This window comes from Halomonas sp. TA22 (assembly GCF_013009075.1).
In the GTDB taxonomy this organism is placed as follows: domain Bacteria; phylum Pseudomonadota; class Gammaproteobacteria; order Pseudomonadales; family Halomonadaceae; genus TA22.
This window is the reverse complement of sequence record NZ_CP053108.1, coordinates 2,718,934-2,741,188: the sequence shown is the minus strand read 5'-3', so window position 1 is coordinate 2,741,188 and position 22,255 is coordinate 2,718,934. Positions and strand designations below refer to the sequence as shown.

21 protein-coding genes are annotated in these 22,255 nt (G+C 61.6%); 15 read left to right on the top strand and 6 right to left on the bottom strand.

Annotated elements, in window-relative coordinates; genetic code table 11:
- The first annotated feature begins 1 nt into the window (after position 1).
- From moaE to HJD22_RS12925, 3 genes are all read left to right on the top strand, one after another.
- Positions 2-454, top strand: coding sequence for a molybdopterin synthase catalytic subunit MoaE (gene moaE / locus HJD22_RS12935; RefSeq protein ID WP_208654179.1), 453 nt, complete (start codon positions 2-4; stop codon positions 452-454).
- Positions 451-1,440: a GTP 3',8-cyclase MoaA gene (gene moaA, locus HJD22_RS12930; RefSeq protein ID WP_208654178.1), complete on the top strand. Its 990-nt coding sequence runs from the start codon at positions 451-453 to the stop codon at positions 1,438-1,440. The genes moaE and moaA overlap by 4 nt, the downstream gene beginning before the upstream one ends.
- Before the next feature lie 170 nt (positions 1,441-1,610).
- On the top strand, positions 1,611-1,901 hold the full coding sequence (locus tag HJD22_RS12925) for a hypothetical protein (RefSeq protein WP_208654177.1): 291 nt from the start codon (positions 1,611-1,613) through the stop codon (positions 1,899-1,901).
- Positions 1,902-1,973: 72 nt separating this feature from the next.
- Here the strand turns inward: HJD22_RS12925 and HJD22_RS12920 are convergent, their stop codons facing one another.
- Positions 1,974-3,569 carry a ribonuclease J gene (locus HJD22_RS12920; protein WP_208656746.1) on the bottom strand — a complete coding sequence of 532 codons (1,596 nt, stop codon included), beginning with the start codon at positions 3,567-3,569 and terminating at the stop codon, positions 1,974-1,976.
- A 236-nt stretch (positions 3,570-3,805) separates the two neighbouring features.
- Between HJD22_RS12920 and purU the strand changes: the two genes are divergently transcribed.
- The gene (gene purU, locus HJD22_RS12915) at positions 3,806-4,660 is read left to right on the top strand and encodes a formyltetrahydrofolate deformylase (RefSeq protein WP_208654176.1); all 855 of its coding nucleotides are present in this window, start codon (positions 3,806-3,808) and stop codon (positions 4,658-4,660) included.
- An 18-nt stretch (positions 4,661-4,678) separates the two neighbouring features.
- The gene (locus HJD22_RS12910; RefSeq protein ID WP_208654175.1) at positions 4,679-5,350 is read left to right on the top strand and encodes an energy-coupling factor ABC transporter permease; all 672 of its coding nucleotides are present in this window, start codon (positions 4,679-4,681) and stop codon (positions 5,348-5,350) included.
- A 14-nt stretch (positions 5,351-5,364) separates the two neighbouring features.
- On the opposite strand, the gene dinB is transcribed toward HJD22_RS12910, so the two are convergent.
- Both dinB and lexA read right to left on the bottom strand, forming a co-directional pair.
- Positions 5,365-6,444 carry a DNA polymerase IV gene (gene dinB, locus HJD22_RS12905; protein WP_208654174.1) on the bottom strand — a complete coding sequence of 360 codons (1,080 nt, stop codon included), beginning with the start codon at positions 6,442-6,444 and terminating at the stop codon, positions 5,365-5,367.
- Positions 6,445-6,459: 15 nt separating this feature from the next.
- The gene (lexA, locus tag HJD22_RS12900) at positions 6,460-7,119 is read right to left on the bottom strand and encodes a transcriptional repressor LexA (RefSeq protein WP_208654173.1); all 660 of its coding nucleotides are present in this window, start codon (positions 7,117-7,119) and stop codon (positions 6,460-6,462) included.
- A gap of 185 nt (positions 7,120-7,304) precedes the next feature.
- On the opposite strand from lexA, the gene HJD22_RS12895 reads away from it, so the two are divergent.
- From HJD22_RS12895 to HJD22_RS12880, 4 genes are all read left to right on the top strand, one after another.
- Entirely contained in the window at positions 7,305-7,973 is a 669-nt protein-coding gene (locus HJD22_RS12895; RefSeq protein ID WP_208654172.1) for a TetR/AcrR family transcriptional regulator, read from the top strand.
- 4 nt (positions 7,974-7,977) lie between these two features.
- Positions 7,978-8,499, top strand: a complete 522-nt coding sequence (locus tag HJD22_RS12890; RefSeq protein WP_208654171.1) for a L,D-transpeptidase — start codon at positions 7,978-7,980, stop codon at positions 8,497-8,499.
- Positions 8,500-8,586: 87 nt separating this feature from the next.
- Positions 8,587-9,651: a beta-N-acetylhexosaminidase gene (nagZ, locus tag HJD22_RS12885; RefSeq protein ID WP_208654170.1), complete on the top strand. Its 1,065-nt coding sequence runs from the start codon at positions 8,587-8,589 to the stop codon at positions 9,649-9,651.
- Positions 9,644-10,222, top strand: coding sequence for a hypoxanthine-guanine phosphoribosyltransferase (locus HJD22_RS12880; protein WP_208654169.1), 579 nt, complete (start codon positions 9,644-9,646; stop codon positions 10,220-10,222). The genes nagZ and HJD22_RS12880 overlap by 8 nt, the downstream gene beginning before the upstream one ends.
- Positions 10,223-10,305: 83 nt before the next feature.
- Here the strand turns inward: HJD22_RS12880 and HJD22_RS12875 are convergent, their stop codons facing one another.
- Entirely contained in the window at positions 10,306-12,039 is a 1,734-nt protein-coding gene (locus HJD22_RS12875) for an AMP-binding protein (RefSeq protein WP_208654168.1), read from the bottom strand.
- Between the two features lie 41 nt (positions 12,040-12,080).
- Complete coding sequence (locus tag HJD22_RS12870; protein ID WP_283101665.1) at positions 12,081-12,533, bottom strand: MerR family DNA-binding transcriptional regulator; 453 nt, start codon at positions 12,531-12,533, stop codon at positions 12,081-12,083.
- Positions 12,534-12,804: 271 nt separating this feature from the next.
- Here HJD22_RS12870 and HJD22_RS12865 point away from each other — a divergent pair, with 271 nt between their 5' ends.
- The 5 genes from HJD22_RS12865 (at position 12,805) to HJD22_RS12845 (ending at position 18,655) form a co-directional block, all read left to right on the top strand.
- Positions 12,805-13,971, top strand: coding sequence for an acyl-CoA dehydrogenase family protein (locus HJD22_RS12865; RefSeq protein ID WP_208654167.1), 1,167 nt, complete (start codon positions 12,805-12,807; stop codon positions 13,969-13,971).
- Positions 13,972-14,027: 56 nt separating this feature from the next.
- The gene (locus HJD22_RS12860) at positions 14,028-15,179 is read left to right on the top strand and encodes an enoyl-CoA hydratase/isomerase family protein (RefSeq protein WP_208654166.1); all 1,152 of its coding nucleotides are present in this window, start codon (positions 14,028-14,030) and stop codon (positions 15,177-15,179) included.
- A gap of 57 nt (positions 15,180-15,236) precedes the next feature.
- Positions 15,237-16,136, top strand: a complete 900-nt coding sequence (gene mmsB, locus HJD22_RS12855) for a 3-hydroxyisobutyrate dehydrogenase (RefSeq protein WP_208654165.1) — start codon at positions 15,237-15,239, stop codon at positions 16,134-16,136.
- Between the two features lie 108 nt (positions 16,137-16,244).
- Positions 16,245-17,423 (top strand): acyl-CoA dehydrogenase, encoded by a 1,179-nt coding sequence (locus tag HJD22_RS12850; protein ID WP_208654164.1) that lies wholly within the window; start codon positions 16,245-16,247, stop codon positions 17,421-17,423.
- Positions 17,424-17,449: 26 nt separating this feature from the next.
- Complete coding sequence (locus HJD22_RS12845) at positions 17,450-18,655, top strand: CaiB/BaiF CoA-transferase family protein (protein WP_208654163.1); 1,206 nt, start codon at positions 17,450-17,452, stop codon at positions 18,653-18,655.
- Positions 18,656-18,662: 7 nt separating this feature from the next.
- Here the strand turns inward: HJD22_RS12845 and HJD22_RS12840 are convergent, their stop codons facing one another.
- On the bottom strand, positions 18,663-19,496 hold the full coding sequence (locus HJD22_RS12840) for a pyruvate, water dikinase regulatory protein (protein ID WP_208654162.1): 834 nt from the start codon (positions 19,494-19,496) through the stop codon (positions 18,663-18,665).
- 248 nt (positions 19,497-19,744) lie between these two features.
- On the opposite strand from HJD22_RS12840, the gene ppsA reads away from it, so the two are divergent.
- Positions 19,745-22,117 carry a phosphoenolpyruvate synthase gene (ppsA, locus tag HJD22_RS12835; RefSeq protein ID WP_208654161.1) on the top strand — a complete coding sequence of 791 codons (2,373 nt, stop codon included), beginning with the start codon at positions 19,745-19,747 and terminating at the stop codon, positions 22,115-22,117.
- The last annotated feature ends 138 nt before the right edge of the window (positions 22,118-22,255 follow it).

Below are 22,255 nucleotides of genomic sequence, written 5' to 3'. Positions count from 1 at the left end.
CATGATTCGAGTGCAGCAGGCTCCGTTCGATCCGGGAGCCGAGCAGCAGGCCATGACCCAGGGGCGCCGCGATATTGGTGCCGTGGTCTGTTTTACTGGCCTGGTGCGGGATTTCAACGAACATCCGGATGTCGTCGCATTGACGCTCGAGCACTACCCCGGCATGACCGAAGCCTCGCTAGGCGCCATCGTCGACAAGGCAAAGAGGCGCTGGGAGGTCAATGACGTACGTGTCATTCATCGGGTCGGGAAACTCGCTCCGGGAGATCCCATCGTGTTGGTTGCGGTGGCGAGTGCCCATCGGAGGAACGCTTTCGAGGCGTGCGACTTCATTATGGATTATCTCAAGACACACGCGCCTTTCTGGAAGAAGGAGCATACCCGCGACGGCCACTACTGGGTATCGGAACGGGAGCGTGACCTACACGACGCCAGGCGTTGGGAGGAGGCATGAACACCCTGATCGACGATTTCAATCGTCGTGTGACCTACGTACGCATCTCGATTACCGATCGCTGCGATTTTCGCTGTGTCTACTGCATGAGCGAGGAGATGACTTTTCTGCCGCGTGCTCAGGTGCTCACGCTGGAAGAGATCGCCATGTTGGCTCGGGCCTTTACCGAACTTGGCGTCGAGAAGCTGCGCCTTACCGGCGGAGAGCCGCTGGTAAGGCGAGGTGTCGAGCAACTGGTAAGCGACATCGGGCGTTTGCCTGGGCTCAATGACTTTGCCATGACCACCAATGGGGCAGGGTTGGTGAAGCATGCCCAGGCGCTGCGCGACGGGGGGCTCGATCGTCTCAATATCAGCCTCGATTCACTGGATGGCGCCAAGTTTCGCCAGCTCACTCGTACCGGCGATCTGGATAAGGTCATTGCTGGTATCAGGGCCGCAAAGGCGGCAGGATTCGAGCGCATCAAGCTCAATGCCGTCATTCTCAAGGGGCGCAATGACGATGAGGTGCTCGATCTGGTCGAGTTTGCTCGCAGCGAGGGGCTCGATATCAGCTTCATCGAAGAGATGCCGCTGGGTGACGTTTCCGATCACTCCCGGGCGGAAACCTTCTATTCGAGCGACGAAGTCCAGGCGATCATTGAGCAGCGCCACGCGCTGTATGCGACTCCTGAAACGACGCCGGGACCGTCGCGCTATTTTCGCATGACCGATAGCCACTCGCGTATCGGTTTCATCTCACCACACAGTCACAATTTTTGCTCCAGCTGCAATCGTGTCAGGGTCACAGTCGAGGGGCGCTTGCTGTTGTGCCTTGGCAATGAGCATTCGGTGGATCTGCGTGAGGTGATGCGTCGCCATCCGGGCGATATGCAGGCGCTCAAGACACGAATTATCGAGGCAATGCCACTCAAGCCCGAGCGACACCACTTCACGACCGACGGCGATGTCCAGGTCGTTCGCTTTATGAATATGACAGGTGGCTAGGCCTGAGGCCGGCTCATCTGTCATGTTGCCCGCGCTTTTTTACCCGATTATTTGAACCTCATTGCCAAATTGCTATTGTCTCTTTTCCTTGCCAAGAGGGGGGATAGGCATATACTTTTTATCAAGGATTGCTTGTCCCCGTTTCATGATTCTCAATATGGAGGAGGCTAATGTCTTCCGAAACTCTGGAGCGCATCGCCCGTAATAAGAACGTCGCCCGCGCTGCGGCGCGCCAACTGAGCATGGAGCAGTTGCACAAGCTTGCGGAGGTGATTGGCGAGGTCATCGAGCAGAAGCAGCAAGAGGATTCTCAGCGTCATGAAGAGGAGATCATGAAGGAGCGCAAGCTGGCGGAGATTCGTGAAGCGATCAACGATGCCGGCCTCTCTCTGGACGATCTTGTCGGCGAACAGCCCAAGCGCCGTCGCGGCCGTCCACCCAAGAGTGCCAAGTCCTCCTGACGGGGTCATGATTCAGGGCGCTGGGAACACATTCATAAAAGCGGACTTCGGTTCGCTTTTTGCTTTTCTGGATCAGCCGCGCAGCGAAATCTCGTTATGCTCGGCCGCGAAGAGTTGTAAATGTACTTCCGGCAGGTGGCGCAGACGCTCCTCGAGATAGTCCAGAATACGGGGCTGCAACAGCTTGCGAAGATCGGCGAGGTTTTCTGCTTCGTTTTCCTCAATGAGCGCATCGAGCCAATCGATGAACGCCACCTCGTCGAGCGCCGTTGAGGCACTGGAGTCCATGACTGGCCGCCCAACACGCGACCAGCCATCTCGTGAAGCGGCAACCGATAGCGCCAGAAAAAGGGTGCCATGTCGTCCATGCCGTGGGGCCTTGTCATTGAGCCCAGGAAGCGGTGCGACATCATTCTGTGAGACGATGCACGGAGGCTGAGGGTAGCGCCCCTCAAGCTCGAGATTCTCGCCATCGAATCGAATGAGGTCGCCATTGGCGGGACACAACGGTGCCGCGATGCCCAGCGCCTCGGCTAGCTCCTGATGGGCTTGCTGATGTCGTTGCTCGCCATGTACCGGTAGCAGCATACGCGGCTTTACCCACTCGTAGAAGGTCGTGAGCTCATCGCGAGCGGGGTGGCCGGACGCGTGCAGCTCCGGATGCCCCCGCTCTTCGAAGACCGTGACACCAAGACGTTCAAGCGCAATTTGCAACCGCCCGATCAAGCGTTCGTTGCCCGGAATGGCCTTGGCGGAAAAGATCACCGTATCCCCGGCCATCAATTCGAAATGGGGATGACGGTTCTCCGCCAGTCGCGAAAGTGCTGCACGCGGTTCGCCCTGGCTGCCGGTGGCGATCACCAGCACCTCCTCGGGGGGGAGATAGCCCAGATCACGCAACGGCACCAGGGGTGGCATATCCTCGAGATAACCCAGACCACGTGCAATGGCCACCATGCGCTCCATGGAACGTCCCATCAGGCTGACACGACGGTGGGTACGCTGCGCGGCTCGACTGATCGCCAATACCCTAGCCAGGTTGCTGGCAAAGCAGGAGACGATCACGCGACCTGGACAGCTCTCCAGGGTGCGCTCAAGGGCGCTTGCGACATCGCCTTCACTGCGCGAATGGCCGGGAGTTGGTGCGTTGGTGGAGTCGCCGATCAGCAGATCGACGGGAGCCAGGGCGCGGAACGCCTCTTCATTTGCCGGTGCGCCGATCAGTGGCTGCGGGTCGAGCTTCCAATCTCCCGTGTGGAGAACCTTGTGATGTGGAGTGACGATGAGCAGCGCACAGCTTTCCGGAATCGAGTGAGGCAACGGCAGGTAGCGTAGGGTAAAGGGGCCATACTCCAGCGCTTCGCCAGGCTCGATGACATGGATCGCATCGCTCGACAGGCCCCGCTCGTGGAATTTGGCGCGCAGCAGTCCGGCGGCCAGAGGCGTGGCGTGTATGGGGCAGCCCCACTGTGGCCAGAGCCAGGCCGCTGCGCCGATGTGATCCTCGTGACCATGGGTGATGATCAAGGCTCGGGGCGTTATGCCAAGGGATGCTAGGCTGGCGAGATTGGGCACCTGAAGGGGGCTGTCCGGCAGGTCCTGGCGAATCATCATGCCGCAGTCCACGGCGATCCACTGTTCGTGATAACCGTATAGCGTGAGGTTCATGCCGATCTCACCACACCCCCCCAGCGGCAGAAAGTGCAGGGGAGGGCGCGGGCGTCGGCGAATCTCTACGCGGTGTTGCAACATGATCGACACGGGCCTTGAGAGAGAAACTTCATCATACGGGAAGGGCGCCTATCGTCACAACGCGCGTGTTCCGATGATATTGAATTCGTTACAATATTGATCTTGGTGGCCTGACCACTTCGCTGCTGTTTTGTTAATGGATGGTTATCTTGATGTCAGACTATTATCGCCTGGTGGTCTCTTGCCCCGATCGTGTCGGGATCGTGGCGCGGGTCTCGAGCTTCATCGCCCGGCAGGGCGGTTCGATCACCGAAGCCAGTCAGCACTCCGACCTGGCCACGGGGCGCTTCTTCATGCGTTATGAAATTCTGGCGGACTCCGTGGCCCTCGGGATCGATGAGTTGCGCACTGCGTTTGCCGATATCGCCAGTGAATTCGAGATGCAGTGGGCCCTGACCGACACAGCGCGGCGCCAGCGCGTGGTGCTGATGGTGTCGCGCGAGTCGCACTGCCTGGTGGATCTGCTCTATCGCTGGACGGCGGGCGAGCTCGATTGTGACATTCCCTGCGTGATCTCCAATCATGAGGACCTGCGTGCGCTGGTGGAGTGGCACGGGATTGCCTATCACCACGTGCCCGTCGAGCGTGACAACAAGGCGGGTGCCTTTGCCGAGGTGGAACGGCTGGTCGAAGCGGCCAACGCCGATACCGTGGTCCTGGCGCGCTACATGCAGATCCTGCCGCCGGGGCTATGCCAGCGTTATGCGGGACGTGTGATCAACATCCATCACAGCTTCCTGCCCTCGTTCGCGGGGGCCAAGCCCTACCACCAGGCTTACGAACGTGGCGTGAAACTGATCGGGGCGACGTGCCACTATGTCACCGAGGAGCTGGATGCCGGCCCGATCATCGAGCAGGATATCCATCGGGTGAGCCACTGCCATACGGCCGGGGATCTGGTGCGTGTCGGCAGAGACGTGGAGAAGTCGGTACTAGCGCGCGGTCTACGCTGGCACTTGCAGGATCGCGTGCTCATCCATGGTAACAAGACGGTGGTCTTCGCCTGACAAGAGCAAAGGAAGCCGATGACGTTTGCACAACTTGTCTTTCACCCTTGGATACTATGGCTGACCGGCGCGATAAGCCTGCTCATGCTGACGCTTGCCGGAGCACAGCGCCCCTGGCGCGAGCTGCTCGGCAGCAGCGGGCTTCAGCATCGCTGGATGGCGGCCTGTCTGGCGGTCGTGCTGATGTGGCAATTGCGGGCCCAGGCGGTGGATTGGCTGACGCTGCACCTGGTCTTCACTGCCTTGCTGACCCTGATCTTCAAGGTGCCGCTAGCGCTTGCGATCAACCTGATCGTCAACCTGGCCATGGTGGCGATCGGCAAGGTCGCCTGGCCGCTTCTTGGTATCAATATTCTGATGAGCGGTGTGGTGCCAGCGTTGGTGGTGGTGGTGATCTGGCGCCTCGTCGACCGCTTTCTCCCCGACAGCTTGCCGGTGTACGTGTTCGTCTGTGGTTTCTTCGGTCCTGCCCTTGCCACCCTCGCGAGTGGTCTGACAGGCGTAGTGCTCGTTGGGCTGGGGGCAAACGACTCCCAGGCCTGGTTTCTGGTTCAGGAGTACGCCCTTTTCCTGCCGCTGTTGATGCCCTCCGAGGCGTTCATTACCGGCATGCTGCTGAGCATCCTGGTGGTCTACCATCCTGAATGGGTGGCCACCTTCAATTCCCACCGCTATATCGATACCAAATGATGCGCTCGCCCCGTTTAGCCTGAATGAGGCGCAGGCGGACTACCGCCTGCGTCGAATAGCGTCAACTGGCGCTGGGCTTCGCCGGAAATCAGGCGCACGCCCACCCCGAGCAGACGTACCGGGCGCCGGCCGCGCTTCCAGGCCTGCTCGAGCAGGACCGCCAGGCACTCCGCGCTGGTACGGCTGGCGCCAGTCTCCATGGTTGTGAGGCTGAAGTCGTCGAAGCGCAGCTTGATGAACAGCTTGTCGATGGGGGGATGGCCGTGGCGGGCGAGGCGTTCTTCCAGGCGCGAAAGCAAGGGGGGTAGGGCGGAGCGGCAAGCGTCGAGGTCGGGAAGATCGCGATCGAAGGTGTTCTCCACGCTGATTGACTTGCGCTCGCGCTCGGTGCGCACGTCGCGCTCATCAATGCCACGGGAGAGTTCATAAAGGCGCCGTCCGAACTTGCCGAAACGCTCGAGCAGCGTGTCTATCGGCCAGCCTCGCAAATCCTCGCAAGTCACGATTCCCATGGCATCGAGCTTGGCGGCGGTGGCCGGTCCCACACCATGCAGCCGCTTGACCGGCAGGGCACTGACGAAGATGTCGACCTCATCAGGGGTAATCACGCATAGGCCATCCGGCTTGTTCCAGTCACTGGCGATCTTGGCTAGGAATTTGGTGGGGGCGACTCCCACCGACACGGTGATGCCGGTGCGTTTCAGTGTCTCCTGCTTGAGCCACTGGGCCATCCAGGTGGCACTACCCTGGAAGCGCTCGACTTCGGTGACGTCGAGATAGGCTTCATCCAGCGACAGCGGTTCGATGAGGGGAGTCAGCTCTTGAAAGATCGCTTGTATGTCGCGAGATACGCCGCGGTAGCGTTCAAAATCGCCAGGCAGCAGTACCAGTTCAGGGCACAGGCGCAGCGCTTTGGCGGTGGGCATCGCTGAATGGATTCCGTAGGCCCGGGCAGGATAGTTGCAGGTAGCGATGACGCCGCGTCGCTCCGCGGCACCACCCACTGCCAGTGGCACGTGACGCAGTGCCGGATTGTCACGCATCTCGACGGCGGCGTAAAAACAGTCGCAGTCGGCGTGCAGGATCTTCTTCATGTAGAGGAAGTGGGATCAGTTGAGGGCCTGGCCATTGCCGCCACGAATCACGCCGACGCCAATACCTTCGATCTCCAATGCCTGGTGGCGTAGGTCGATCTCGATCGGCATGAAGTCACTATTCTCGGCGGTCAGCCACACCGTGTGCCCCTGGCGCTTGAAGCGTTTTACAGTGACCTCTTCATCGAGACGGGCAACGACGATCTGACCGTCGCGAACACGGTTGGTGCGATGTACTGCCAGTAGGTCTCCCTCGAGAATGCCGATATCTTGCATCGATAGACCCCGCACACGCAGCAGGTAGTCGGCGCGTGGGGTGAAGAATTCAGGCGGCAGTGGGCAGTGGCGATCGATATGTGCCGCGGCCAGGATCGGGCTGCCGGCGGCGACTTCGCCGATGATGGGCAACCCGGCGCTTGTGGCCGGTTCGGCCTCGATAGCGGGGCTGGGCGCTGGCTCCTGGGCGGGCAGGCGGATGCCGCGCGAGGTGCCGGCCACCATGCGAATCACGCCTTTCTTGTCGAGTGCGCGCAGGTGCTCCTCGGCGGCATTGGGCGAACGAAACCCCAGTGCTCTGGCGATCTCGGCCCGGGTCGGAGGATAGCCAAGTTCGCTCATGGTCTTGACGATGAAGTCATAGACATTTTGCTGGCGCGGCGTGAGGGGGCGAGTCATGGAGCCTCCGCGATATCGAGTTTGGTTAAGTATACAGCATGGGATTGTATCCAGTAAGTGAGCGTGTTGTCAGCACCCATTGCGGTGATTGCGTTTGAAAACGCGATAATTGTGAGTTTTTTTAAGGGGGCGTAGAATCCTAAAACGTTTAAAACAATCGTTTATCATCGCTAAGAGGCAAGCCCATGGCTCAGAACGATACCGTAACGCGTATTCTGGACACTGCTGAGGTGCTGTTTGCCGAACGTGGCTTTGCCGAAACCTCCTTGCGCAACATTACCAGCAAGGCCAAGGTCAACCTGGCGGCGGTGAACTATCACTTCGGTTCGAAGAAAGCCTTGATACAGGCCGTGTTCGCCCGCTATCTGGACCCCTTCACCGAGCGCTTCCATGCGGCGCTCGATGAACTCGAAAACCGCCATCAGGACGGCATCATACCGCTCGAGGAGCTTCTCGAGACCATGGCGCGTTCGGTGCTGGAGGTTCCCGCCGAGCGCAACAGTCTCAAAGTTTTCATGCGCCTGCTGGGGTTGGCCTATAGCCAGGCACAAGGGCATCTTAGGCGCTATATTCAGGAGCACTACGGCAGCGTTTTCACCCGCTTCACGGAGTTGGTACGCAAGGCCACGCCGGAGCTGCCGGATGCCGAGCGCTTCTGGCGTCTGCACTTCATGCTGGGTACCGTGATCTTTACCCTGTCGGGACTCGATGCGCTGCGGGACATCTCCGAGAAGGATTACAACGAGCCTGTCACGGTCCGGGAACTGGTTCGTCGCCTGCGGCCGGTGGTGGTGGCGGCCATGCAGGCGCCGCTACCCGAGACCCCATCACAGGAACTCTCGACGGCGGTATGACAAGATGATCACGACACCGCGTATCAGCGAGCTCCCTCCGGTTCGGCAACCCTGGCTCGAGATCGATCTTGTCACCCAGCGGCTATGGATCTGGCAAGGCCAGGCGCGCGGCGCCGAGCATGTCATCTCCAGCGCCAGTGCCGGCACAGGCCAGCGGGAGGGTAGCAACCAGACACCGCTTGGCTGGCACTACGTTCGTGCCGCCATCGGGGCGGGACAACCGCCTGGGGCGGTATTTCGTGGCCGTCGTCCCACCGGCGAAGTTTTCGATGCGGCGCTGGCCGAGGCCCATCCCGAGCGGGATTGGATCTTGACGCGCATTCTCTGGCTGTGCGGGCTCGAGCGAGGCCGCAACCGCGGCGGCGGCTGCGACTCCCAGCGACGCTATATTTATCTGCATGGCACCCCCCCCGAGGAGCCCATGGGAATGGCCGCATCGCATGGCTGCATACGCCTGCGGGACGCAGCACTGCTCGACGTGTTCGATGTGGCCGTGCCTGGTACCCCAGTGTGGATTCACGACTGAGCGGTCTGAGTGCGGTGCACAATCCGCATTGTTGTCAATCGAGGCATTGGTCTAGAATCGCCTCCTTCTCAGCTAAGGAAGATGCTCATGACTCAACCTGTCGGGCCGGTGATGCTGGATCTTGAGGGGACTAGGCTTCGCCGAGAAGAAGCTGAGTTGCTCAGGCGTCCCGAAGTAGGAGGCGTCATCCTGTTTTCCCGCAATACCGAGGATGCCGCGCAGGTACAGGCGCTGTGTGCCGCGATACGGCGTGTACGTCCCGATCTGCTGCTGGCCATCGACCAGGAGGGCGGTCGCGTGCAGCGGCTGCGCCACGGGGTGACTCGCCTGCCCTCCATGGCAGCGCTCACTCAGGGCTATGAGGAGGACGCCGAGACGGTACTCCATCACTGCCAGGATGCCGGCTGGCTGCTGGGCATGGAGATGGCTGCCTGTGGGCTCGATGTCACCTTCGCTCCGGTGCTCGATGTCGACGGCGGGACCTCGACGGTGATCGGCGATCGCAGCTTCTCCGCCGACCCCCAGGCGGTCGCCCGGATGGGGGGCGCCTTCATCGCCGGCCTTCACGATGCGGGCATGGTCGCGATCGGCAAGCATTTCCCCGGCCATGGCGGAGTCGCCGCCGACTCTCATCATGAGTGTCCCGTCGATGCCCGCTCGCTTGATGAGCTGCGCCAACACGATCTGATTCCTTTCGCGGCGCTCGCCTCGCGGCTCGATGGCATCATGCCCGCGCATGTGGTCTATTCCGCCTTTGATGACAAGCCCGCCGGCTTCTCGCGCAGCTGGATTGGCCTTCTGCGCGAAGAGCTCGGGTTCAAAGGGGCGATCTTCTCCGATGACCTCTCGATGGCCGCTGCCGGCGTGGCGGGCAGCGCGGGGGATCGTGCGCTGGCAGCGCTCGAGGCGGGGTGCAACATGGCGCTGGTGTGCAATGATCGCGCTGCCGCCATCGAGGCGCTCGATGCCTGCCTGGGACGGCTCACCAAGCGTCCTGCCAAACTGCGCTATGGGCGCGCCCGACCCAGTCTCGACGCGTTGCCGGCTCTTTCACGCTGGCGTCGCGTCCATGCACGGCTCGAAGCCCTGCATCCCGCTCCGAACAAGATCGACTCCTCTGCAAGCAATTCCCATCAGGAAGACAATGGCTAAACTCGATTTCGATCTTAACGACTCCCTCGCCAGCATGCGCGAAGTCATGGAACATGCGGATTGCCTGATCAGTCAGCAGGAGGTCGAGCGAGCCCTCGACCGCATGGCCGAGGAGATCACCGCTGATCTGGGCGACAAGTTGCCGGTCTTCTACTGCGTGATGAATGGCGGCCTGATCACCACCGGGCATCTGTTGACCCGGCTGGGCTTCCCACTGGAAGTCGATTACCTGCATGCGACCCGCTATCGCGGCGGATTGCGGGGGGGCGAGCTGTTCTGGCGTGTGTCGCCGGAGATTCCTATGGCTGGGCGCCATGTGGTCATCGTCGACGATATACTCGACGAGGGGGCGACGCTTGCCGCCATTCTCCAATATTGCACGGACGCCGGCGCGGCTAGCATCTCCACAGCGGTGCTGGTCGACAAGCGTCACGAGCGCAAGGCGGTGCCCGGCCTCAAGGCAGATTACTGTAGCCTCGAGGTGGTCGATCGCTATGTGTTCGGCTTCGGCATGGATTACAAGGGCTACTGGCGCAATGCGCCGGGTATCTTTGCGCCCAAGGGACTGTGACAAGGGCCAAGGCTGTTTTCCAAGAGCGCGGCTGGCAACAGCCGCACTCGAGACAGGCATTCGAGCGGATGATGATGGCTCGTCTAGTCGAGACCCAATTCGTGAGTCGCGGCCTCGCGCATCTTGAACTTCTGGATCTTGCCGGTGACAGTCATCGGAAAGGCGTCGACGAACTTCACGTAGCGCGGGATCTTGTAGTGGGCGATCTTGCCCTTGCAGAACGCCTTGAGCTCCTCTTCGTCGAGGCTCTCGCCCTCGCTCAACTTGACCCAGGCCATCACTTCCTCGCCATACTTCTCGTCGGGTACGCCAATGACCTGTACGTCGGAGATTGCCGGATGGGTGTAGAGGAAGTCCTCGATCTCGCGTGGATAGATGTTCTCGCCGCCGCGAATGATCATGTCCTTGATGCGGCCGACGATCGCCACATACCCTTCCTTATCCATGATCGCCAGATCGCCGGTGTGCATCCAGCCGGCAGTGTCGATCGCCTTCGAGGTGGCGTCGGCATTCTCCCAGTAGCCCAGCATCACGCTGTAGCCGCGCGTGCATAGCTCGCCCTTTTCACCACGTGGCACCAGCGCCCCGCTAGAAGGGTCGACCAGCTTGACCTCGAGGTGGGGGTGGATGGTACCCACCGTGGTCACGCGCTTCTCTAGCGGCGCATCGGTCTTGGTCTGGAAGCTCACCGGGCTGGTCTCGGTCATGCCATAGCAGATGGTGACGTCCTGCATATGCATCTTGTCGATGACCTGGCGCATCACCTCGATGGGGCAGATCGAGCCGGCCATGATGCCGGTGCGCAGGCTGGAGAGATCGAACTCCTTGAAACGTGGGTGTTCAAGCTCGGCGATGAACATCGTGGGTACGCCATAGAGCGTCGTGGCCTTCTCAGCGGCCACTGCCTTGAGGGCGGCCTCAGCATCGAAACCCTCGCCGGGATAGATCATTGCGGCACCATGGGTCATGCAGCCCAGGTTGCCCATCACCATGCCGAAACAGTGATAGAGCGGCACCGGGATCACCACGCGATCCGCCTCGGTGAGATTCATGGCGCGGGCAACGAACAAGCCGTTGTTGAGAATGTTGTGGTGCGACAGCGTCGCGCCCTTGGGCGCCCCGGTGGTCCCCGAGGTGTACTGGATGTTGATCGGCTCGTCGAACTGCAGCTCGGCCTGCAGCGTTGCCAAGCGCTGATCATCGACCTGGCTTGCATATTCGAGCAGACGGCTCCAGCTCAGCATGCCGGGCAGGACGCGCGCCGCATCCAGGCAGACCACGCGCTTGAGCGAGGGCAGGCGCTGGCTCGAGATCTCCATCGTACTCTCGCGTGCCTGGCTCAACTCGGGCACCAGCTCGCCGATCATTCCCACATAATCGGAAGCCTTGAAGACGCCCTGCAGAATCAATGTCGAGGTGCCCGACTGCTTCAGTGCATACTCCAGCTCATGGGTACGGTAACTCGGGTTGATATTGACCAGGATGGCACCGATCTTGGCGGTGGCGAACTGGGTGATGGTCCACTCGGCGCAGTTGGGCGACCAGATGCCGACGCGATCGCCTCTGTTCACCCCTAACGCCAGCAGTGCACGTGCCGCCTCGTTGACGGCTGCCTGCAGTTCGCGCCAAGTGTAGCGAAGCCCCTGGTGCAAACTGATCAGGGCATCGCGCTTTTCAAATCGCTCGACGATCTCGTCGAAGCAGTCACCGATGGTCTGACCCTTGAGGGGCGTATCGCTGATCCCGCTCACATAGCTGCCCGGGGCGGCTGGCGTTGGTGTCTCGCTTGCGTGAGTGCTGGCGTGTCGGTCTGTCATGGCGTGGCCCGTCTTGTTGTTGAATTAAGAACGAACGTCGTCTAGGTTGCGGTAGCCGATAGTGAGGAGAGGGCTTCCCGACAGCGCATCTCGACATCGTCGAGTTCACGTTGCATCAGGCGGATATCCTCAAGCTGTCGCTCCATGTCGCTGCGCTTCTCGGCGAGTATCTCAAGCAGGCGATGCAGCTGCCGTGCATTGCCATCGGGCATCGCGTCGTAGAGCTCGATGACTTCGCGAATCTCGGCCAGTGAAAAGCCCAGGCGCTTGCCGCGCAGCGTCAGCTTGAGGCGTACCCGATCCTTCTCGTGGTAGATGCGTGTCTGCCCCCGCCGTTCGGGCTCGAGCAACCCCTCCTGCTCGTAGAAGCGAATCGTGCGAGGGGTCACCTCGAACAGCTTGGCCAGCTCGCCGATCGAATAGGTTCGGCGTTGCAGGGCTAGAGGCCCCATGTCGCTGGCAAGTTCGCTGGACGGCGGATTGGTACGGCTCATGCGTGGCTTCCTCTCTAACAGACGGGTCGAACGTTCGGCCGACATGATGTCGTATCCTTATGCCGCTTTCCAAGCAGCTTGCCCGTCTGATGGCAGTCGCGAGTCGACATATGAGGCTAGCCTAGCGCTAGTTTACGTTAACGTAAAGTGGCTGGGAGCCATGATCTCCTTAGACCAAGGGGTGACTTGCACGTAACCGAGCAAGTGCTAGGTTGGTTGTCGACAAAGGCGAACAAGCGCCGCCGATAACAACTCGCCTGAGGGCCACGTCATGGACTTTGCATTGACCGAAGATCAGAAAGCGCTGCAACAGGCCGCTGCCGATTTCGCCAAGGCCGAGCTGATGGAGCATGCTTCCGACTGGGATGCTCGCTCGCACTTTCCGGTCGACGTCATCAAGCGTGCCGGCGATGCCGGTTTTCTGGGTATCTATATTCCCGAGGAGCGCGGGGGGTTGGGGCTGTCACGACTCGATGCCAGCCTGATCTTCGAGCAGCTTGCCCAGGGCTGCATTTCGACCACGGCCTACCTGACGATTCACAACATGGCCAGCTGGATGGTGGCCAGTTGGGGCAGCGAGTCGCTTCGTGAAGCCTGGCTCGACGCGCTGATCGTTGGCGACAGACTCGCTTCCTACTGCTTGACCGAGCCCGGCGCAGGATCGGATGCCGCCAATTTGCGAACCCGGGCGCTACGTCAGGGCGATGACTATCTCATCAGCGGCAGCAAGATGTTCATTTCCGGCGCCGGGGCGACGGATGCGCTGGTGGTGATGGCGAGAACCGGCGAACCCGATAGTGGTGCCGGGGGGATCTCGGCGTTTCTGGTACCGGCTGACAGTGGTGGCATCGAGTACGGCAAGAACGAGGAGAAGATGGGCTGGAAGAGCCAGCCCACCCGGCTGGTGAGCTTCGATGAGGTGCGCGTGCCGGCCAGCCATCGCTTGGGGGAGGAGGGTGAAGGTTTCAAGATGGCGATGCGCGGCCTCGACGGCGGCCGATTGAATATCGCCAGTTGTTCGCTTGGCGCCGCGCAACAGGCGCTGACGCTTGCAAGGAATTACCTGGGTGATCGCAAGCAGTTCGGGCGTGAGCTGGCGAGCTTTCAGGCACTGCAGTTCAAGATGGCCGACATGGCCACCCAGCTCACGGCAGCTCGTCTGATGGTGCGCCACGCCGCCTGGCGACTCGATTGCCAGGATCCGCAAGCCACCACGTACTGTGCGATGGCCAAGCGGATGGCCACCGACATGGGGTTCGAGGTCTGCAACGAGGCGCTTCAGCTACACGGCGGTTACGGCTATATCCGCGAATATCCGCTTGAGCGGCTGGTGCGGGACACTCGTGTGCATCAGATTCTCGAGGGCACCAACGAGATCATGCGCCTGATCATCGCAAGGTGCCTGTTCGCCGATGGCATGATCGAGGCGATGCCGTAATCACGCTATGTTGATGCAAGTTGTTCTTCTACCGCCTGGCCTGGAGACGCATGCCGATGCCGGAACTCGCAGTACGCTTCAATGAACTACCTACGCAGGACGATCACCGGATAGGCGTGGCGACGCTGAATGCCCCTGCATCGCTCAACGCCCTATCGCTCGAGATGATCGAACAGCTTGCCGAACGGCTGGAGGCCTGGGAGGGCGATCCGCAGGTAGTGGCGGTATGGCTGGAGGGGGCGGGTGGCAAGGCCTTCTGCGCCGGTGGCGATATCGTTGCGCTGTATCGCAGCATCACCGCTGGCGGCGATGACATGTCCGAGGCACGCGCCTTCGCCGAAGCCTACTTCAGTGCCGAGTACGCCCTCGATTACCGTATTCATACCTACTCAAAGCCGCTGCTGGTGTGGGCAGACGGCATCGTCATGGGGGGGGGCATGGGGCTGATGGCGGGTGCCGGCTATCGGCTGGTGACCGAGTCGTCACGGTTGGCGATGCCCGAGATCAGCATCGGTCTCTATCCCGATATCGGGGCGAGCTGGTTCCTCAGCCGCATGCCACCCGGTGTAGGCGCCTATCTCGGCCTGACAGGAGCGCAGCTCAATGCCCGCGATGCACTCGACCTGGGGCTTGCCGACCGACTGATACCGCGTGAGCGCCATGCGGATCTGCAGCAGGCGCTGGCCGACGCCGACTATGGCAGGGGGCTGCCGAGCGATGCTCATCGCGCCGTAAGCCGGGTGCTCGATGAGGTAGAGGTGCGTGAGCAGGCGCCCAGCGCCCAGCTATGGCCGTACCTCGATCACCTGCAGGCCTTGACGGCTGGCACCGATGTCGCCGATGCCTGCCGGCGGATTCTCGACGATAGCCGTGACGAGAGCTGGCTTGCCGCCAACCGGGCGCGCCTGGCGGCGGGCTGCCCGCTCAGTGCGCACCTGGTATGGCGCATGCTGGAGCGTCACCGGCACGGTAGCCTGGTCGAGACATTTCGTGAGGAGCTGTCGCTGTCGGTGCGCTGTTGCACCGAGGGGGATCTCGCCGAAGGGGTGCGCGCCCTGCTGATCGACAAGGACAAACAGCCGCACTGGTCGCATGTCGATGTCGAGTCGGTGCCCGCAGGCGATGTGACGGCACTGCTCGCACCTCTCTGGCCAGCAGACTCGCACCCGCTGCGAGGGCTTGGCAACAAAGATGGTTCCTACCCTTGAGCGTGTCGCCACGACGCGCCTGACAACAATCACAACGCACTGAACAGGAGTAGCATTATGCGCATCGCATTTATTGGTCTTGGCAACATGGGAGCGCCGATGGCCGGCAATCTGCTAGATGCCGGCCATGACGTCTGCGTTTTCGATCTGGTGGAGAGCGCCATGCAGTCGCTCGAGAGTCAGGGCGCCACGCGTGGCGAGAGCGCCCGGGCCGCCGCGGCCAAGGCCGAAGTGGTCATTTCCATGCTGCCGGCGGGCAAGCATGTCAAGGGGCTCTATCTGGGAGGTGAGCAATCCTCCGGATTGCTCGAATCGCTCACGGGCTCGCCATTGATCATCGATGCCTCGACCATCGCGCCAGGCGACGCCCGGGCGGTGGGCGAGGCGGCGGCGCAACGCGGCCTGACCTACCTGGATGCGCCCGTCTCCGGTGGCGTGGGCGGGGCGAAAGCCGGCACCCTGACGTTCATCGTTGGCGGAGAGCAGGGCGGCTTCGAGCGAGCCAAGCCGATACTGGAAGCGATGGGCAAGAATATCTTCCATGCGGGAGGCGTGGGTGCTGGTCAGGTAGCCAAGATCTGCAACAACATGCTGCTCGGGATACTGATGAGTGGCACGGCCGAGGCCCTGGCGCTGGGTGTCGAGAATGGCCTGGATCCTGCGGTGCTCTCCGAGATAATGAAGCAGAGCAGCGGCGGCAACTGGGCGCTCAACGTCTATAACCCCTGGCCGGGGGTGATGGAGTCCGCGCCGGCCTCCAAGGAGTATCAGGGCGGGTTTCTCACCGATCTGATGGCCAAGGACTTAGGGCTAGCCTGGGAGCTGGCGCTGGGGTCGAAATCGGCGGTGCCGATGGGCTCCCAGGCCCGCAACCTGTTTGCACTTCATACAGCCCAGGGCAGTGGAGGGCTCGATTTTTCGAGTATCCAGCGTCTCTATCGGCACGCGCCCAAGTAGTCCCCCTCCCGCCGGGGCTAGTATTGGGCGGCTTTATGTTCTACATTTAGTAATAATGTAGAAATTATTTAGCCGTCCAATACCCATTTCGTCCCCCTGGAGTTCCCGATGAGCCAGATTACCCCCATGACCTGGGAAGACCCGTTCCGCCTGATCGATCAGCTCGATGAAGACGAGCGCATGGTGCAGCAGACCGCCCAGGACTACTGCCAGGAGAAGTTGCTGCCGCGGGTGCTCGAGGCCAACCGCCACGAACGCTTCGACCGCGAGATCATGACCGAAATGGGCGAGCTTGGCCTGCTCGGCGCGACCATCGATGGCTACGGCGGCGCCGGTCTCAACTATGTCAGCTACGGGCTGATCGCTCGCGAAGTCGAGCGTGTCGACTCCGGTTACCGCAGTGCCATGAGTGTCCAGTCGAGCTTGGTGATGTATCCGATCCATGCCTTCGGTAGCGAGGCGCAGCGCGAGAAGTACCTGCCCAAGCTGATGAGCGGGGAGTGGGTCGGCTGCTTCGGTCTGACCGAGCCGGATCATGGTTCCGATCCCAACGGCATGAGCACTCGTGCCGTCAAGGTCGAGGGAGGCTGGAAGCTCAATGGTGCCAAGACCTGGATCACCAACTCGCCGATCGCCGATGTGTTCGTGGTCTGGGCCAAGGATGACGAGGGCGTGCTGCGGGGCTTCATTCTCGAAAAGGGCATGAAGGGTCTGACTGCACCCAAAATTGAAGGCAAGTTCAGCCTGCGCGCCTCCGTCACCGGCCAGATCTCGATGGTCGATGTCGAGATCGGCGATGAGCAGTTGCTGCCGGGGGTAACCGGTCTCAAGGGGCCGTTCTCGTGTCTCAACCGTGCCCGCTATGGTATCAGCTGGGGGGCGATGGGCGCGGCCGAAGCGTGCTGGCACGCGGCGCGCCAGTACACATTGGATCGCAAGCAGTTCGGACGCCCACTGGCCGCCAATCAACTGATCCAGAAGAAGCTCGCCGACATGCAGACGGAGATCGCCCTTGGCCTGCAGGCCTCGCTGCGCGCAGGCCGCATGATCGATGCAGGTCAGCTGGTGCCGGAGGTGATCTCGCTGATCAAGCGCAACAACTGCGGCAAGGCCTTGGATATCGCCCGCGTGGCGCGCGACATGCATGGCGGCAATGGCATCGCCGACGAGTACCACGTGATCCGCCACGCCATGAACCTCGAGGCGGTCAACACCTATGAAGGCACCCACGATATCCATGCGTTGATCCTCGGCCGCGCCCAGACCGGAATTCAGGCCTTCTCATGAGGGTGAGCCAAGCGGAGCCCGGGCCGATGAGCGGACCACTGGAGGGGTGTCTGGTACTCGACATGTCGCGGGTGCTCGCCGGCCCTTGGGCGGGACAGCTGCTCGCCGACCTGGGAGCTCAGGTGATCAAGATCGAACGGCCGGGCCAGGGCGACGATACGCGTAGCTGGGGGCCGCCGTGGCTTGAGGATAGCGCGGCAGACTCCCGCGAGGCGGCCTATTTCCTGTGTGCCAACCGTGGCAAGCAGTCGCTGGCCGTGGATATCACCCACCCCGAGGGGCAGGCGCTGGTCCAGGCGTTGGCCGGGCGTGCCGACATCCTGCTCGAGAACTTCAAGGTGGGCGGGCTCAAGCGCTATGGCCTGGACTACGCGAGCCTGTCCAAGCGCAATCCGCGCCTGATCGGCTGCTCGATCACCGGCTTTGGCCAGGATGGCCCCTATGCGCATCGTGCCGGCTACGACTTCATGATCCAGGCGATGGGCGGGCTGATGAGCGTGACCGGCGACGCTGAGGCGATGCCGATGAAGACCGGGGTGGCGATCACCGATGTAATGACCGGGCTCTATGCCACGGTCGGGGTATTGGCCGCCCTGAATGAGCGTGAGCGCACCGGGCGTGGCCGCCACGTGGACGTGGCGCTGCTCGATGTGCAGGTGGCAACCCTTGCCAACCAGGCGCTCAATACCCTGGTCTCGGGACGCGATCCGCAGCGCCATGGCAATGCCCACCCCAATATCGTTCCCTACCAGGCGTTTGCCTGTGCCGACGGTTATCTAGTGTTGACGGTAGGCAACGATAGCCAGTTCGCTCGTCTTGCCCAACTGCTGGGGCATCCCGAGTGGGCAGGCGATACCCGGTTTGCCACCAATGCCATGCGGGTCGCCAATCGCCAGCTGCTGGTGCCGATGGTGGCCGAGCGACTGGCTAGCCGCGAGCGCGATCGGTGGCTTGCCGAACTCGAGGCGCTGGGGATTCCCGCCGGTCCGATCAACAGCGTATCCGAGGCCTTGAGCGATCCCCAGGTGCGCCATCGTGGTATGGTGACCTCGCTACAGCGTGACGGCATGACGGTGCCGCAGATCGCCAATCCGCTGCGCTTCGATGGTGACTCGCAGACCAGTCATCGAGCACCGCCAGCCCTGGGCCAGGACAGTGACAGCGTGCTGGCCGGGATGGGGCTCAGCGAGACGCAGATTGCCACACTTCGCGCCCAGGGCATCGTCTCTTGAGCATCGTCTAGCGGGGATTGAAGCGCCGGTTGAGCCCTGTCTCGGCGATCATGCGTGTCGAGATCTCCTCGATCGAGAAGCGCGTGGTATCGATATAGGGAATATGCATCTGCCGGTAGAGCCCTTCGGTCTGCTGCACTTCCTGCATGCACTGGTCCATCGAACAGTAACGGCTGTTTGGCCGACGCTCGCTGCGAATGGCGGCCAGGCGGCGCGGGTCGATGGTCAGACCGAACAGCTTGTGACGGTAGGGGGCGAGGGAGGGAGGCAGCTTCAGGCTGCCATCCTCGTCGAGATCGTCCTCAGTGAAGGGGTAGTTGGCGGCGCGAATGCCGAACTGCAGGGCGAGATAGAGCGAGGTAGGAGTCTTGCCGCAGCGTGACACGCCGACCAGAATGATATCCGCCTTGTCGTATTGATGCGTGCGTGCGCCATCGTCGTTATCCAGGGCGAAGTGCACCGAGTCGATGCGGTTCATATAGGTGTCGTCGTGGCCAATGGCGTGGGTGCGTCCCACGCTATAGCTCGAATGCGTCGCCAGCTCCTCTTCCAGTGGTGCCAGAAACGTCGAGAAGACATCCACCTTGAAGCCACTCGCCGTGCTGATCACCTGCCGGATCGCTTCATCGACGATGGTGTCGATGATGATCGGTTGAGCGCCGTCGCGCACCGCCGTGGAGTTGATGATATCCACCAGCGACTGGGCTTTCTCGGTGGTGTCGATATAGGGCTTGGTGATCATTCGGATATCGATGTTCTCGAACTGGGCCAACAGGCTTCTGCCCAGGGTTTCGGCGGTGATGCCGGTGCCGTCGGAAATAAAGAAGGCGGTACGCGTCATGAGGCTTCTCTCGGCTGGACATCGGCCGATTGTCGATCCTGGCAAACGTTTCGGCAACTGTACTTTCAGTGCTGCGACTACAGGAAAGCTCGATTTTCGACGTTTGTTGTAAAAAACCTTCCCTGACTTCGCTGTTAGACTAATGGCGAATATGACCGCCGCTTGATAGGGTGTCGCCAAACGAATATTAGCGACGTGCGCTGCTAACATACCGCACCCGCATCGCCGACAAAGAACAAGGGGGTCTCGTGGAAGAGTACATTCTGTGGTTCGACCAGTTGGGAATGGACGACGTCGAGCGTGTCGGCGGCAAGAATGCCTCGCTTGGCGAGATGATCTCCAATCTCGCCGAAGTCGGGGTAAGCGTGCCGGGCGGCTTCGCCACCACCGCGCAGGCCTATCGTGAATTCCTCGCTCACGAGGGGCTCAATGAGCGGATCAATGCCGCGCTTGCCCGCCTCGACGTCGATGATGTCAACGAGCTCTCAAAGGTCGGTGCCGAGATCCGCCAGTGGGTGATCGAGACGCCGCTGCCGCCCAACTTCGAGGCGGCGCTGCGTGAGGCCTATGGGCGCCTGGCGGATCAGCACCCTAACCTGAAGGCGGCCGTGCGCTCGTCGGCCACCGCCGAAGACCTCCCCGATGCCTCCTTTGCCGGCCAGCAGGAGACCTTCCTCAATATCGAAGGCTTCGACAACATCAAGCGTGCCGTGCATGAGGTGTTCGCCTCGCTGTTCAACGACCGGGCGATCTCCTACCGTGTGCATCGTGGCTACGCCCACGAGAACGTGGCGCTCTCCGCCGGCGTGCAGAAGATGGTGCGCTCCGAGACCGGTGCGTCAGGCGTCATGTTCACGCTGGATACGGAGTCCGGCTATCGCGATGCAGTCTTCGTCACGGCCTCCTGGGGGCTTGGCGAAACCGTGGTTCAGGGGGCGGTCAATCCCGACGAGTTCTATGTACACAAACCGACGCTCAAGGCCGGGCGCCCGGCGGTGCTGCGTCGCACGCTAGGCTCCAAGCTGATCAAGATGATCTATACCGAGGAGGCCAGCGCGGGCAAGTCGGTGGCTACGATCGATGTGCCGCTGGCCGAGCGTGGCCGCTTCTGCATCGATGACCAGCAGGTCATGGACCTGGCGCGCCAGGCGGTGATCATCGAGGAGCACTACGGGCGCCCCATGGACATCGAGTGGGCGCTGGATGGCGATGACGGCAAGCTCTACATCGTCCAGGCGCGTCCCGAAACCGTGGTCTCCCAGCTCGAGGGCGGCAAACTCGAGCGCTTCCACCTAAAGGAGAAGGGGCGCACGCTGGTCTCTGGTCGCGCCATCGGTCAGCGCATCGGCAGCGGAGCGGTCAAGGTGATCCTCTCGCCGGACGAGATGGACAAGGTCAAGCCGGGCGACGTCCTGGTGACCGACATGACCGACCCGGATTGGGAGCCGATCATGAAGCGTGCATCGGCGATCGTCACCAACCGCGGCGGCCGTACCTGCCATGCGGCGATCATTGCCCGCGAGCTGGGTATTCCCGCCGTGGTGGGGTGTGGCGATGCCACCTCGGTGCTCGGCGACGACCGCGAAGTCACGGTCTCCTGCTCCGAGGGCGACACCGGGCATATCTACGAGGGGCTTCTGGATTATGAGTGCAAGACCTCGAGCGTCGATGCCATGCCCGAGATCCCATTCAAGATCATGATGAACGTCGGCAACCCCGACCGTGCCTTCGGTTTCGCCAGCCTGCCCAATGCCGGCGTTGGGCTGGCGCGGCTCGAGTTCATCATCAATCGCATGATCGGCGTGCACCCCAAGGCGCTGCTTGAGTACGATCGTCTGCCTCAGGACCTGCAGCAGAGCATCGACTTGCGCACTGCCGGGTATACCGATCCGGTGAGCTTCTATGTCGACAAGTTAGTGGAGGGTGTCTCGACGCTGGCGGCGTCCTTCTATCCCAAGCGGGTCATCGTGCGCCTGTCGGACTTCAAGTCCAACGAGTACGAGAACCTGATCGGCGGCAAGCTCTACGAGCCGGGCGAAGAGAATCCGATGCTTGGCTTCCGGGGTGCCTCACGCTATATCTCCGACGCCTTCCGCCCCTGTTTCGAGCTGGAGTGCCAAGCGCTCAAGCGTGTGCGTGACGAGATGGGACTGGACAATGTCGAAATCATGGTGCCGTTCGTGCGCACCCCCGACGAGGCCAAGGCGGTCGTCGACCTGCTGGCGGCCAACGGCCTGTCGCGTGGCGAGAACGGTCTCAAGGTGATCATGATGTGCGAGTTGCCGGCCAATGCGCTGCTCGCCGACGAGTTTCTCGAGTATTTCGACGGTTTCTCCATCGGCTCCAACGATCTGACCCAACTGACGCTCGGGCTCGACCGCGATTCGGGTATCGTTGCCCACCTCTTCGACGAGCGTAATCCCGCCGTGAAGAAGCTGTTGGCAATGGCCATCCAGGCGTGCAAGGCGCAGGGCAAGTACGTCGGTATATGCGGCCAGGGGCCGTCGGATCATCCCGACCTGGCCAAATGGCTGATGGAGCAGGGCATCGACTCGGTGTCGCTCAATCCCGATGCAGTGCTCGAGACATGGTTCATGCTGGCGGGTGAAACCTTGGCCTGATCATCGCTCGCATCAGCCTCTAGCGTTGCGCCCGGCCATCGGCCGGGCGCAGTCGTTGATGGGAGGGTTCCCCGTCTCGCTTCGCTCGCCTATGCTGTATTCCTAACTTGCCGCTACAAGGAAGTATCACCATGACGC